This window comes from Neoaquamicrobium microcysteis (genome assembly GCF_008180155.1).
Classification (GTDB): Bacteria; Pseudomonadota; Alphaproteobacteria; order Rhizobiales; family Rhizobiaceae; genus Aerobium; species Aerobium microcysteis.
In genome coordinates, this window is record NZ_VSZS01000061.1 from 80,521 (window position 1) to 93,237 (window position 12,717).

At 64.7% G+C, this 12,717-nt stretch carries 12 protein-coding genes; 11 read left to right on the top strand and 1 reads right to left on the bottom strand.

The annotated features are described in order from the left end of the window. The first annotated feature begins 342 nt into the window (after positions 1-342). The 6 genes from cysS (at position 343) to rarD (ending at position 6,321) form a co-directional block, all read left to right on the top strand. Positions 343-1,764, top strand: a complete 1,422-nt coding sequence (gene cysS, locus FY036_RS09795) for a cysteine--tRNA ligase (RefSeq protein ID WP_148914549.1) — start codon at positions 343-345, stop codon at positions 1,762-1,764. Then, the gene (locus FY036_RS09800) at positions 1,761-2,252 is read left to right on the top strand and encodes a GFA family protein (RefSeq protein WP_148914550.1); all 492 of its coding nucleotides are present in this window, start codon (positions 1,761-1,763) and stop codon (positions 2,250-2,252) included. The genes cysS and FY036_RS09800 overlap by 4 nt, the downstream gene beginning before the upstream one ends. After that, on the top strand, positions 2,249-2,725 hold the full coding sequence (locus FY036_RS09805; RefSeq protein WP_148914551.1) for a GFA family protein: 477 nt from the start codon (positions 2,249-2,251) through the stop codon (positions 2,723-2,725). The genes FY036_RS09800 and FY036_RS09805 overlap by 4 nt, the downstream gene beginning before the upstream one ends. After that, on the top strand, positions 2,698-3,678 hold the full coding sequence (pip, locus tag FY036_RS09810; RefSeq protein WP_148914552.1) for a prolyl aminopeptidase: 981 nt from the start codon (positions 2,698-2,700) through the stop codon (positions 3,676-3,678). Before FY036_RS09805 ends, pip begins: the two co-directional genes overlap by 28 nt. Further along, on the top strand, positions 3,675-5,291 hold the full coding sequence (cimA, locus tag FY036_RS09815) for a citramalate synthase (protein ID WP_148914553.1): 1,617 nt from the start codon (positions 3,675-3,677) through the stop codon (positions 5,289-5,291). Before pip ends, cimA begins: the two co-directional genes overlap by 4 nt. 103 nt (positions 5,292-5,394) lie before the next feature. After that, entirely contained in the window at positions 5,395-6,321 is a 927-nt protein-coding gene (gene rarD, locus FY036_RS09820) for an EamA family transporter RarD (RefSeq protein WP_148914554.1), read from the top strand. On the opposite strand, the gene FY036_RS09825 is transcribed toward rarD, so the two are convergent. Beyond that, on the bottom strand, positions 6,318-6,929 hold the full coding sequence (locus FY036_RS09825; protein ID WP_148914555.1) for an LOG family protein: 612 nt from the start codon (positions 6,927-6,929) through the stop codon (positions 6,318-6,320). The two genes, rarD and FY036_RS09825, sit on opposite strands and share 4 nt — an antisense overlap. Positions 6,930-7,043: 114 nt before the next feature. Here FY036_RS09825 and FY036_RS09830 point away from each other — a divergent pair, with 114 nt between their 5' ends. The 5 genes from FY036_RS09830 (at position 7,044) to FY036_RS09850 (ending at position 12,714) form a co-directional block, all read left to right on the top strand. Further along, complete coding sequence (locus FY036_RS09830; RefSeq protein WP_235897613.1) at positions 7,044-8,678, top strand: LysM peptidoglycan-binding domain-containing protein; 1,635 nt, start codon at positions 7,044-7,046, stop codon at positions 8,676-8,678. A 139-nt stretch (positions 8,679-8,817) separates the two neighbouring features. Next, positions 8,818-9,147, top strand: a complete 330-nt coding sequence (locus tag FY036_RS09835) for an ArsR/SmtB family transcription factor (protein ID WP_235897614.1) — start codon at positions 8,818-8,820, stop codon at positions 9,145-9,147. Between the two features lie 23 nt (positions 9,148-9,170). Next, the gene (locus FY036_RS09840; RefSeq protein WP_148914557.1) at positions 9,171-11,066 is read left to right on the top strand and encodes an ABCB family ABC transporter ATP-binding protein/permease; all 1,896 of its coding nucleotides are present in this window, start codon (positions 9,171-9,173) and stop codon (positions 11,064-11,066) included. Positions 11,067-11,189: 123 nt separating this feature from the next. Then, positions 11,190-11,888: a phosphatidylserine decarboxylase gene (locus tag FY036_RS09845; protein WP_148914558.1), complete on the top strand. Its 699-nt coding sequence runs from the start codon at positions 11,190-11,192 to the stop codon at positions 11,886-11,888. Positions 11,889-11,895: 7 nt separating this feature from the next. Next, entirely contained in the window at positions 11,896-12,714 is an 819-nt protein-coding gene (locus FY036_RS09850) for a CDP-alcohol phosphatidyltransferase family protein (RefSeq protein WP_148914559.1), read from the top strand. Positions 12,715-12,717 lie beyond the last annotated feature (3 nt).

A 12,717-nucleotide genomic window follows, 5' to 3' on the forward strand; every position in this document is an offset into this window, starting at 1 on the left:
CTATGTCGCCCGGTGGGGCTCGCGTTGAACATCCCTCCGAGATGGTGTCCGAATGGGTCGAAAAGGTGTCTCAGCGCGGGCAATTCCGTGAGTTCCGCCAATGTCTTTGCAGACATGTTTAATAAAATCCTATCAGTTGGCGCGTGTTGCGTTTCGGCCACGCCGAGCTGCGTGCCCAAGCCCTTGACGCAGGCAGGGCGGAGCGCGATAAAGCAGCCGATGAAAACGCCTTTCGCCATTACCGGCATTTGCATTATCGGCTAGCGCTTCGCTGGTCCGGCCGTTTTCGCTCATCCGACAGATACGAGAAAACGCCCCGGCCAGCAGGCCAGGGGAGAGTTTATGTCTGAAACCGTCGGGCAGCTTCGGCTCTACAACACGCTCACGCGGACGAAGGAGGCGTTTGTCCCCATCGATCCCGACAACGTGCGCATGTATGTCTGCGGGCCGACGGTCTACGACTTCGCCCATATCGGCAACGCGCGGCCGGTCATCGTCTTCGACGTGCTCTACCGGCTGCTGCGGCACGTCTACGGTGACGATCACGTCACCTATGTGCGCAACATCACCGACGTGGACGACAAGATCAACGCACGCGCGCTGCGCGATTTCGGCGGTGAGATTGCTGACGGCCGTCTGTCGCTCAACGACGCGATCCGAAAGGTGACGGAAAAGACGGCCCATCAGTTCCACGCCGACGTGAAGGCGCTGGGCTGCCTGGAGCCGACATTCGAGCCGCGCGCGACCGAGCATATCGAGGGCATGGTCGCGATGGCGCAGGCGCTGATCGACAGGGGCAACGCCTATGTCGCACATGGCGCGGAAGGCCGCGAAGTGCTGTTCGACGTGTCCTCGATGCCCGATTACGGGCGCCTTTCCAATCGCCAACTGGAAGACCAGCAGGCGGGCGCGCGCGTCGAGGTGAAGGACCACAAGAAGAACCCCGGCGACTTCGTGCTGTGGAAGGAGAGCGCAGCCGACCAGCCAGGATGGCCGGCGCATTTCCACTTCGAAGGGCAGGGCTTCGACATCTTCGGCCGCCCCGGCTGGCACATCGAATGCTCGGTCATGAGCAGGCACCATCTGGGCGACGTGTTCGACATTCATGGCGGCGGGCTGGACCTCATCTTTCCGCACCACGAGAACGAACTGGCACAGTCGCGCTGCGCCCATGGCACCGAGGTGATGGCGAAGGTGTGGATGCACAACGGCTTCCTGCAAGTCGAAGGCCGCAAGATGTCGAAGTCCGAGGGCAACTTCGTCACGATCAGCGAGCTTCTGCACACCGAAAAGTTCGGCGGCCGCAAATGGCCGGGTGAGGTGCTGCGTCTGGCGATGCTGATGACGCACTACCGGGAGCCGATCGATTTCAGCGTACGCAAGCTGGAAGAGGCAGAAGCGCTGATCGCGAAGTGGCGCAGGAAGGCTGCCGGGCATAGCAAAGGCCCGCTGGACGCGGAGTTTGTGGAAGCTCTCAGCGACGATATCGACATGTCGCGCTATCTGCGCCTCTTGAACGCCCATGATCTCGACCCCAGCGCGCTGTTGGCGGCGGCGGAGATGATCGGCCTGAACGTCGCGGAGTTGAAGACGGAAGTCGACGTGGCGGAGTTCGTCTCCCGCCGTCTCACCTTCATCCGCGACAAGAACTGGGCGGAGGCCGACCGCATCCGTGATGAGCTTCTTGCGCAGGGTGTGCAGCTGAAGGACGGCAAGGACCCCGCCACGGGCGAACGCGTAACGACGTGGGAGGTGGTGCGGTGAGCCTCGACAACAAGCCCGTCTATACCGGCGGATGCCAGTGTGGCGCGGTGCGGTTCCGCATCGAGGGCGCGCTGGGCGACGCCTCTGTCTGCCACTGCCGCATGTGCCAGAAGGCGTTCGGAAATTTCTATGCGCCGCTGGTTTCGGCGCGTGGCGCGGCGCTCGACTGGACGCGCGGCGAGCCCAAGCGTTTCCGCTCCTCCAACCACGTTCTGCGCGGCTTCTGCGCCGAGTGCGGCACGCCGCTGACCTTCGAGGCGCCCGACGGCGTGGCGCTGGCCATCGGAGCGTTCGACACGCCGGAGGAGATCGCGCCGACGATCCAATGGGGCGTGGAGGCGAAGCTGCCTTATGTGGACGACGTGCCCTCGCTGCCGGGCGAGGCGACCGAGGCCGACACGGAATCGGCGCCCTACCTGCGCGAGCTCGAAAGCTTTCAGCATCCAGACCACGACACCGATACCTGGCCACCGGAGGACAGACGATGAGCGACAGCGTGAGAACAGGCGGCTGCCAGTGCGGAGCAGTGCGCTTCCGCGTACACGGAAAGCTGGGCCGGCCCTCCATCTGTCATTGCCGCATGTGCCAGAAACAGTTCGGTTCGTTCTTTTCAGCTTTGGTGACTGCGCCCGAAGACGGCGTGGAGTGGACCCGCGAAGAGCCGAGATATTTCCAGTCGTCGGTGAACATCGACCGGGGCTTTTGCCCACGCTGCGGCACGCCGCTGACCTACCGCCATCCCGGCGGGCTGGAGATCGCGATCGGCGCCTTTGACGACCGCTCCGATCTCGCCCCCAAGATCCAGGTGAATTGCGCGTCGCGGCTGCCCTGGGTGGAGACCATCTTCGAGGCGCGCGTCCATGAGGACGCGGGCTACTATTCGCGGCAGGAGGCGATCATATCCTTCCAGCATCCCGACCACGAGACCGAGGCATGGCCTGCGCAGGGGCTGCGCCTGTGAGCGGGTTGCGCACGCTCTACCCCGAGATCGAGCCGTACGAGACGGGCTTTCTCGACGTTGGAGATGGTCACACCGTCTACTGGGAGCGCGTCGGCACCAGAGGCGCGAAGCCAGCCGTTTTCCTGCATGGCGGGCCCGGCGGTGGCTTCTCGCCCGTCCATCGCCGGCTGTTCGACCCCGCGCTCTACGACGTGGTGCTTTTCGACCAGCGCGGCTGCGGCAAGTCCACCCCGCATGCGGAGCTCGAAGCGAACACGACATGGCACCTCGTTGCGGATATCGAGCGGCTGCGCGAGATGGTCGGGGCCGAGAAATGGCTGGTCTTCGGCGGCTCGTGGGGCTCTACACTGGCGCTCGCCTATGCGCAGACACACCCGCAACGGGTGAGCGAGCTGGTCGTGCGCGGCATCTACACGCTGACGAAGGCGGAACTCGACTGGTACTACCAGTTCGGCGTGTCCGAGATGTTTCCCGATAAATGGGAGCGCTTCATGGCGCCGATTCCGGAAGCCGAGCGCGGCGACATGATGGCCGCGTACCGCAAGCGGCTGGTCGGCGAAGACCGCAAGGCGCAGATCGAGGCGGCGGTGGCGTGGAGCACATGGGAAGGCCAGACGATCACGCTGCTCCCGGAGCCCGAGACGAGCGATAGGTTCGGGGAAGATCATTTCGCGCTCGCCTTCGCGCGTATCGAGAACCACTTCTTTACCCATGGCGGCTGGCTGGAGGAGGGGCAGTTGCTGCGCGACGCCCACAAGCTCGCGGGCATACCCGGCGTCATCGTCCACGGGCGCTACGACATGCCGTGCCCTGCCAAGTATGCCTGGCAGCTTCACAAGGCGTGGCCGGATGCGGAGTTCTTCCTGATCGAAGGCGCGGGTCACGCCTATTCGGAGCCCGGCATCCTCGACAGACTCATCTACGCGACCGACAAATTCGGGGGGAAGGGGTGAAAAAGGAACGCATCTACCTGTTCGACACCACCCTGCGCGACGGCCAGCAGACGCCGGGCGTGGATTTCTCGGTCGAGGACAAGATCGTCATCGCCAACATGCTGGATGCGTTCGGCATGGACTATGTCGAGGGTGGGTATCCCGGTGCCAACCCTACGGACACCGCCTTCTTCCAGCAGAAGCGTACGGTCCGGTCGAAATTCGTCGCTTTCGGTATGACCAAGCGCGCGGGCGTCTCGGCCTCCAACGATCCCGGCCTAGCGGCGCTGGTTCAATCGAAGGCCGATGCCATCTGCTTCGTGGCCAAGAGCTGGGACTATCATGTGCGCGTTGCACTTGGCTGCACCAACGAAGAGAACCTCGAGGCGATCTCTGCGTCCGTCGAGGCCGCGCGCGCTGCCGGCAAGGAGCCGATGGTCGATTGCGAACATTTCTTCGACGGCTTCAAGGCCAATCCAGGCTATGCGCTGGCCTGTGCGAAGACCGCCTATGGCGCAGGCGCGCGCTGGGTGGTGCTGTGCGACACCAACGGCGGCACGCAGCCGGCCGAGGTGCGCGAGATCGTCGGCAAGGTGATCGCGGCAGGCATTCCAGGTGATCATCTGGGCATCCACGCGCATGACGATACCGGGCAGGCGGTGGCCAATTCGCTGGCGGCGGTCGAGGCTGGCGTGCGGCAGGTGCAGGGCACGCTAAACGGCATCGGCGAGCGCTGCGGCAACGCCAATCTCGTCACCATCCTGCCGACGCTGATGCTCAAGCCTGCCTATGCCGACCGCTTCGAGACCGGCATCACGGAGGATGCTCTGGCCGGCATCTCGCGGCTAAGCCATGCCTTCGACGAACTCCTGAACCGCGCGCCAAACCAGCAGGCGCCGTATGTCGGCGGCTCGGCGTTCGCGACCAAAGCTGGCATCCACGCCTCCGCGCTGCTGAAGGACCCGCAGACATACGAGCATGTGACGCCCGACACGGTCGGCAACACGCGGCGCGTGATGGTGTCGGATCAGGGCGGCAAGTCGAACTTCATCGCCGAGCTCAATCGGCGCGGCATCGCCGTGGCGAAGGACGACCCGCGGCTTGATACGCTGATCTCGCTGGTGAAGGAGCGCGAGGCGCAGGGCTACGCCTACGAGGGCGCGGATGCCAGCTTCGAGCTTCTGGCGCGGCGCACACTGGGCGCGGTGCCTTCGTTCTTCCACGTCGAGTCCTTCCGTTGCATGGTCGAGCGCCGCTACGACGTGACCGGCAACCTCAAGACCGTGTCGGAAGCGATCGTGAAGGTGATCGTGGACGGCGAGGAGAAGATGTCGGTCGCCGAGGGCGACGGCCCCGTCAACGCGCTGGACATCGCCCTGCGCAAGGATCTGGGCAAGTTCCAGCACGAGATCGAAGACCTGTCACTCACGGACTTCAAGGTGCGCATCCTCAACGGCGGCACGGAGGCGATCACGCGCGTGCTGATCGAGTCGCATGACGCAACCGGCGCGCGCTGGTGGACGGTCGGCGTGTCGGAAAACATCATCGATGCATCGTTCCAGGCGCTGATGGATTCGATCGTCTACAAGCTTGTGAAGAACCGCGAGGCGGCGGGCGCGGTGGCAGCAGAATAGCTGCGATCCATCAACGGGATTCGATGGACCATCAGAATTATGCACTGGTCGGGTCGGTCACTCGGGTCTACTACGCGGCTCGACAACAGCAAGGTGTGGCCGCATGCAGGAACGGGTGAGGCCGGAAGCCGTGGAAGCGGGCGAGCCGGCAAGTGCCGAGGCACGGCGCGGCTTCTTCTTCGCGCTGTCGGCCTATGGGCTGTGGGGCTTCCTTCCCTTCTACATGAAGGCGGTGTCGCACATCCCGGCTGTCGAGGTGGTGGCGCATCGGGTTATCTGGTCGGTGCCGCTCGCAGGGCTGGTGCTTCTGGTGCTGGGGCGCACCGGCGACATAAGGATGGCTTTTCGCCAGCCGCGCATGCTGGGAATGGCGGCGCTGACAGCCGCCATCATCTCCGTCAACTGGGGCATCTATGTCTGGGCCATCGCGGTGGACCGCACGGTCGAAACCGCGCTGGGCTACTACATCAATCCGCTCGTCACCGTGCTGCTCGGCTCGCTGCTGCTCGGTGAGAAGCTCAACCGATATCAGGTCGTGGCCGTGGCGCTGGCGGTTGCGGCCGTGGCGGTACTGACGGTGGAAGCGGGCGGCCTGCCGTGGGTCTCGCTGGTGCTGGCCTTGACCTTCGCCGCCTATGGCTATCTGCGCAAGACGCTGCCGGTTGGCCCAAGCCAGGGCTTCTTTCTCGAAGTGCTCATCCTCAGCATTCCCTGCCTCGCCTATGTGGGCTGGCTGGAGACGACGGGGCAGGGGCATTTCTTCGGCGATGGCGGTGAAAACATCGCCATGCTGCTGCTCGCAGGCCCCATCACGGCCATTCCGCTGATCCTCTACGCCTTCGGGGCCAAGCTGCTGCGTATCTCGACCATCGGCATCATGCAGTACGTTTCGCCGACCATGATCGCGCTGATCGCGGTGTTCGCCTTCGGCGAACCGTTCGGGCTGGACCGGATGATCGCCTTCGGCCTGATCTGGAGCGCGCTGGCGCTCTACACCTGGTCGATGTTCTTCGGTGCGAAGAAAAGCTAGAGCCGGTCGATGACCTTGGCGTCGCCCTCGGCTGGAATGCCGGTGGCGGCTGCTTCTGAAAGCACCGCCGGGACGATCGCCTCGGCATGATCCACCACGATGGGCTGCACGAGGTGGCCCGTGTGCACGAAGCCTTCCGTCCGCATATGGTCGAGCAGCGTCAGCATCGGATCCCAGAAGCCGTTGATGTTGGCGAAGACGATGGGCTTGCGATGCCGCCCCAGCTGCGCCCATGTCATGATCTCGACGATCTCTTCCAGCGTTCCGATGCCGCCCGGCAGCGCCACGAATGCGTCGGATTTCTCGAACATGATGTGCTTGCGCTCATGCATGTCCTCGGTGATGATGAGATCGTCCAGCCGGCCGAGCGCGGCTTCGGTGGCTTCCTTGTTCATCAGGAAACGCGGAATGATGCCGGTGACGTTGCCGCCGCCTTCCATGGTGCCCTTGGCGACCGCGCCCATGATGCCCTTGGTGCCGCCGCCATAGACGAGACGAAGTCCTGCGCCGGCTATCGACCTGCCCAGCGCGTAACCGGCATCGCGGTAAATGTCGCCCCGACCGGGGGAAGAACCGCAATAGACGCAGATGGATCGAATCAGATTCATGACCGAGATTGGTGAATGCGTCGATCGTAACGGTCAAGCCATACGGGGCTTTTTGTTGTAGCCATTCATAAAACGCGCTAGACGCTGGAAAACGCGGGCAAAGGGACCGGAATCATGGTGGGTTGGCTAAAGGCGCTTCTGTTCATTGGTGGCGGTGTGACGGCTGCTGCCGGCACGGCCTATGTGACGGGGCTGCTGGATCCTTGGCTGGGGCGCGAGCCGACGGTCATTGCATCTTTGCCGAGCGCTCAGCCGCAGACGCAGACGCCGCAGCCCCAAGCGGCAGCCCCTGCCGCTGAAGACGCCGTGCCGCTGCCGACGGAAACCACGACGACGGATAAGCAGGGCAGGCTGGTCGCCCCCGGTTTCGACCTGTTGCGCGTCGAGCCCGATGGTTCGGTGGTGATCGCCGGCCGCGCTGCGGGCGACGCGACCGTGGAGATCATGCAGGGTGAGACGGTGCTTGGCGCAGGAACGGCCGGGCCGGAAGGCGACTTCGTGATCGTGCTCGACGATCCGCTCGCGCCGGGCGATTACCAGCTTTCGCTGCGGTCGATGTCCGGCGACGTGCTGGCCGTGTCTCCCGAAACGGCTATCGTTTCCGTGCCGGAGACGCCGGACGGCCAGGTGCTTGCGATGGTCGAGGCGCCGGGAGCGCCGGCCGAACTGATAACCGTTCCGGAGGCGCCGGCCGCCGCGCCGTCCGAGGAGCCGGAGGTTGCCGGCGAAGCGCCGGTGGAGGCCGTTGAACAACCGGGTGCCGCCGTTGCCGAAGGCGAAGCCGCAGTGTCCGATGAGCAGGTGGCGTCACAGGCCGAAGAGCCCGCCGCGCAGGAAGAAGCGGCGGAGGCGCCGACCGTTGAGACCGCTGCCGACGAGCAGTTGGCCGCAACGACGAAAGACGCGACGGCTACAGAAGACGCCGCAACTGCCCCGGCCGCCGGCGCGGAGCCGGAAAGCGAGGCTGCCCCGCAGACTGACGTCGCTGCGGCAGCGCCCGAACAGCCGGCCGACGCCGGCGCGCAGCCTGCCGCTGAAGGCAGCGTCGTTGTCGAGGCCGTCGAGATCGAGGGCGACACGGTTTTTGTCGCCGGCCAGGCAAGTCCCGGGCGTACGGTGCGCGTCTATGCCAACGACGTCCTGCTTGGCGATGCGCGCGCTTCTGCCGCCGGCCGCTTCCTGGTCGAGACGCGGCGTGAGCTGCCGGTAGGCCCGTACATGATCCGCGCCGATCTTCTGGAAGCCGACGGAACCGTCGTGGCGCGCGCTGCCGTACCGTTCGAGCGTGAGCCGGGCGAGGCGATCGCAGCCGTTGCGCCGCCCGCTCCCGCGCAAACCCCGCAGCCGGCACAAGAGCCTGCGGAGCAGTCGCCGGCTTCCGCCCCGCAGGGTGGCGAAGCGGAGACGGCCGATACGCAGGACGCCGGCGAGCCGGAGGCCGAGACCGACATCGCCGCCGCGCCTGCCGCCGATGCAACCGCGCCGGCGCTACAGCGGGTCGACGGGTCCGTCATCATCCGCCGTGGCGATTCGCTGTGGCGCATCTCGCGCCGCGTCTACGGCCGCGGTATCCGCTATTCCACCATCTATCTCGCCAACCAGCAGCAAATCCGCAACCCGGACATGATCTGGCCGGGGCAGGTTTTCTCCGTCCCGCAGGAGACGCCGGAAGGCGACGTGGCAGACATGGACGCCATGGGCGACCAGGCGGTTTCGCCGGACGCCGAGACGGCGCCGGTGGCGCAGTAGGCATCGTTCGCTGCAAAGGGGGAGGTCGACTTCCCCTTTTCATTTTCGGTTGCCGTAGAAGAAAAATCTAAGCCGAAGGTTGATCCGGAACACCATTCATCGTATATCGCCGATATACGATGAATGGTGTTCCTCACGAATGACGCGTTCCGCCGACTGCCGCGAATTGAAGGCTATGGCCGGCCGGCTCGGCGCACTGTCGCATCCCGCCCGCATCGCCATCCTCCAGCATCTCGCGGGCGTCGAGGCCTGCTGCTGCAAGGAAGTGGTTCAGCAGCTCGATCTCGCGCAGTCCACCGTTTCGCAGCATCTGAAGGTGCTGGTGGATGCGGGGCTGGTGCGCCACACGCCGGAGAGCAGGCGCTCGCGCTATGAGGTCGACCGAAAGGAGCTTGCCGCGCTGGGCGCGAGCCTGAACGGCCTGCTCGTCACCTGTTGTACCGCGCCGGAAGCTGCCAGCGCGGATTGACCGAACTTTTCAGGACTTTAGCCTTGGCTGACAAGACAGTTTCTGCCGATTCCGGCTCCACCTTCAATACGCTGGCCAATCTGTGGCCCTATATGTGGCCGGCCGACCGTGCCGACCTCAAGTTGCGCGTTGTCTGGGCGACCATCTTCCTCGTTGTCGCGAAGCTCATCCTCGTCCTGGTGCCGTACTTCTTTAAGTGGGCCACCGACGCGCTGACCGGCGAACTGCAGCCCGCAGACTACATTCCCGTTATTCTGGTCGGGCCGGTGATGCTGGTTCTGGCCTACAATGTCGTGCGCATCGTACAGCTCGGCTTCAACCAGCTGCGGGATGCGCTTTTCGCGCAGGTGGGCCAGCACGCGGTGCGCCAGCTCGGCTACCGCACCTTCGTTCACATGCACAAGCTGTCGCTGCGCTTCCATCTGGAGCGGCGCACGGGCGGCCTGTCCCGCATCATCGAACGCGGCGTGAAGGGCATCGAGACGATCGTGCGCTTCACGATCCTCAACACCGCCCCCACCGTGCTGGAGTTCGCGCTGACCGCGATCATTTTCTGGATCGCCTACGGCTGGATCTACGTCGCGATCATAGCGGTCACGGTGTGGCTCTACACTTGGTTCACGGTCAAGGCGAGCGACTGGCGCATCGCCATCCGCCGCGAGATGAACGACAGCGACACCGAGGCCAACACAAAGGCAATCGACTCGCTGCTGAACTACGAGACGGTCAAGTATTTCAGCAACGAGAAGATGGAGGCACAGCGCTTCGACCGCTCAATGGAGCGCTACGAGGATGCTGCGACCCGCACGTGGACGTCGCTCGGCTGGCTCAACTTCGGGCAGGGCGTGATCTTCGGCGTCGGCATGGCGGCCGTGATGGCGCTGTCTGCGTGGGAGGTGTCGCGCGGAACGCACACCATCGGCGATTTCGTGTTCGTCAACGCGATGCTGATGCAGCTTTCCGTCCCGCTCAACTTCATCGGCTTCATCTATCGCGAAATCCGGCAGGCGATGACGGACATCGAGCAGATGTTCGACCTGCTCGACGTGAAGGAGGAGGTGACCGACAGGGAAGGCGCTCAGCCGTTGCTGGTTGCCGACGGCAAGGTGACGTTCGAGGACGTGCATTTCGCCTACGATTCCAACCGGCCGATCCTCAAGGGCGTGTCGTTCGAAGTGCCGGCCGGCAAGACGGTCGCCATCGTAGGGCCTTCGGGTGCGGGCAAGTCGACCATCTCCAGGCTGCTCTTCCGGTTCTACGACATCCAGGAGGGCGCTATCCGCATCGACGGGCAGGACATCCGCGACGTGACGCAGGAGAGCCTGCGGGCCGCAATCGGCATGGTGCCGCAGGATACGGTGCTGTTCAACGATACGATCGCCTACAACATCCGGTACGGCCGGCCGTCGGCCAGTGAGGAGGAGGTGGCGCAGGCCGCCGACCTCGCCCAGATCGGCGATTTCATCGCCCGGTTGCCGGATGGCTACAAGACGATGGTCGGCGAGCGCGGGCTCAAGCTCTCCGGCGGCGAAAAGCAGCGTGTGGCGATCGCCCGTACCATCCTCAAGGCGCCGCCGATCCTGATGCTGGATGAGGCGACCTCGGCGCTAGACACGAGCACGGAACAGGAAATCCAGGCCTCTCTCGACCTCGTCAGCCGTGGACGCACCACGCTCGTCATCGCGCATCGGCTTTCCACGGTCATCTCCGCCGACGAGATCATCGTGCTGCAGGACGGCCGCATTGCCGAACGTGGACGCCATTCCGACCTGCTGGCAGCACGCGGCCTGTACGCTGCGATGTGGGATCGCCAGCGCGAAGCAACCGAGGCGGAGGAAACTCTGCGTCGCGCCCAGCAGGAAGACGAACTCGGCATCGTCGTGCGCCGCCGCACGCCGGAAGTGGAGGCGGGCGAGTAGTTCGCCCGCCGCGCACCGCTGCCTTGGGCAACGCCGCAGCTTGTTTGAGCGCCGCGCGTTGCCCTTTTGCGGTTCATCCGCTAAACCTCGCCCTCATTTCGCTGAAGGAGCGGTCCGGGTCGCATGAGCCTCGCAGACACCATCAAGAACACGTTCGTGCCCATCAACCGAGAGGGCTACCCGTTTATTGCCGGGTTCGCCGTCGTAACTCTGGTGCTCGGCTTCTTCTCGACCAGCCTGTTCTGGATCGGCGCGATCCTGACCGCATGGTGCACCTATTTCTTCCGAGATCCCGAGCGGGTCACGCCTGTCGACGACCGGCTGGTGGTGAGCCCTGCGGATGGGGTCGTTTCGGCGGTGGGGCCGGCCGTGCCGCCTGCCGAGCTCGGCCTAGGGCCGACGGAGATGATGCGCATTTCCGTCTTCATGAACGTGTTTTCGTGTCACGTTAACCGCTCGCCGGTACGCGGCCGCATCACGACCATCGAGCATCGACCGGGCAAGTTCCTCAATGCAGAACTCGACAAGGCGAGCGCTGAAAACGAGCGCAACGGCCTGGTCATCGACAGCCCCAACGGCCGCATCGCCGCTGTGCAGATCGCCGGCCTCGTGGCCCGCCGCATCGTCTGCTGGACTGAACGTGGCAACGACATCGCCGTCGGCGAGCGTTTCGGTCTCATCCGCTTCGGGTCGCGCGTGGATGTCTATCTTCCTCAGGGTGCGGTCACCAAGGTGTCGGTCGGCCAGACGGCGGTGGCGGGCGAGACTGTCATCGCCGAGTTCGGCGCGCAGGCGATTTCGCCGCTGATGCGCGTTTCCTGACCGGCAGATGGCGCCGTTCCCACCCTTCGAGCCCCATGGACCACGCCGCGGGCAGCGCCTGCGCGAGATACCTTTTCGGCTGCTTCTGCCCAACCTGATTACGGTGCTTGCGGTGTGTGCCGGCCTTTCGGGCATCAGGTTGGCATTCGAAGGCCGCTATGAGCTGGCGGTCGCCATGGTGCTGATCGCCGCACTGCTGGATGCCGTTGACGGCCGTATCGCCCGGATGCTCAAGGCGACCTCGAAGTTCGGCGCGCAGATGGATTCCCTGGCCGACATCGTCAATTTCGGCGTCGCGCCCGCACTCGTGCTCTATGCCTACCTGCTCGACAGGGCAGGGGCGTTCGGGTGGATCGCCGCGCTCCTGTTTGCCATCGCCTGCTGCCTGCGCCTCGCGCGCTTCAACGTGATGCTTGAAGACCCCAGCAGGCCGGCCTGGAAGAGCGACTATTTCGTCGGCGTGCCCGCGCCGGCTGGCGCACTGCTGGTACTGCTGCCGATCTATCTGGGCTTCTTGGGCGTGCCTCTGGTTGCCACCACCGCCTTCGTGGCGAGCGGCTTTGCCGTTCTCGTAGCGCTCCTGATGGTCAGCAGGCTGCCGGTCTATTCGGGCAAGAGCAGCGGCATGAAGGTCCGCCGCGATATCGTGATGCCGGTGATGCTTGGCGTCGTTTTCTACGTCGCGCTGCTGTTCAGCTACACTTGGCATACGATGGCTGCCACCGCGATCGGCTACCTCGCCTTTCTCCCGTTCAGCGCTCGCGCCTATGCAAAGCGCGAGACGCGCGAGCAGGCGGCGACTGCCGAGGAGGCGCCTGAGCAGTAGGGT

Bases quoted from the DNA above. Each gene is read 5' to 3' on its own strand.
- pip (WP_148914552.1), top strand. From the start codon at position 2,698: ATGGCCTGCGCAGGGGCTGCGCCTGTGAGCGGGTTGCGCACGCTCTAC.
- FY036_RS09825 (WP_148914555.1), bottom strand. From the start codon at position 6,929: ATGAATCTGATTCGATCCATCTGCGTCTATTGCGGTTCTTCCCCCGGT.
- FY036_RS09835 (WP_235897614.1), top strand. From the start codon at position 8,818: ATGACGCGTTCCGCCGACTGCCGCGAATTGAAGGCTATGGCCGGCCGG.
- FY036_RS09830 (WP_235897613.1), top strand. From the start codon at position 7,044: ATGGTGGGTTGGCTAAAGGCGCTTCTGTTCATTGGTGGCGGTGTGACG.
- rarD (WP_148914554.1), top strand. From the start codon at position 5,395: ATGCAGGAACGGGTGAGGCCGGAAGCCGTGGAAGCGGGCGAGCCGGCA.
- cysS (WP_148914549.1), top strand. From the start codon at position 343: ATGTCTGAAACCGTCGGGCAGCTTCGGCTCTACAACACGCTCACGCGG.
- FY036_RS09805 (WP_148914551.1), top strand. From the start codon at position 2,249: ATGAGCGACAGCGTGAGAACAGGCGGCTGCCAGTGCGGAGCAGTGCGC.
- FY036_RS09850 (WP_148914559.1), top strand. From the start codon at position 11,896: ATGGCGCCGTTCCCACCCTTCGAGCCCCATGGACCACGCCGCGGGCAG.
- FY036_RS09845 (WP_148914558.1), top strand. From the start codon at position 11,190: ATGAGCCTCGCAGACACCATCAAGAACACGTTCGTGCCCATCAACCGA.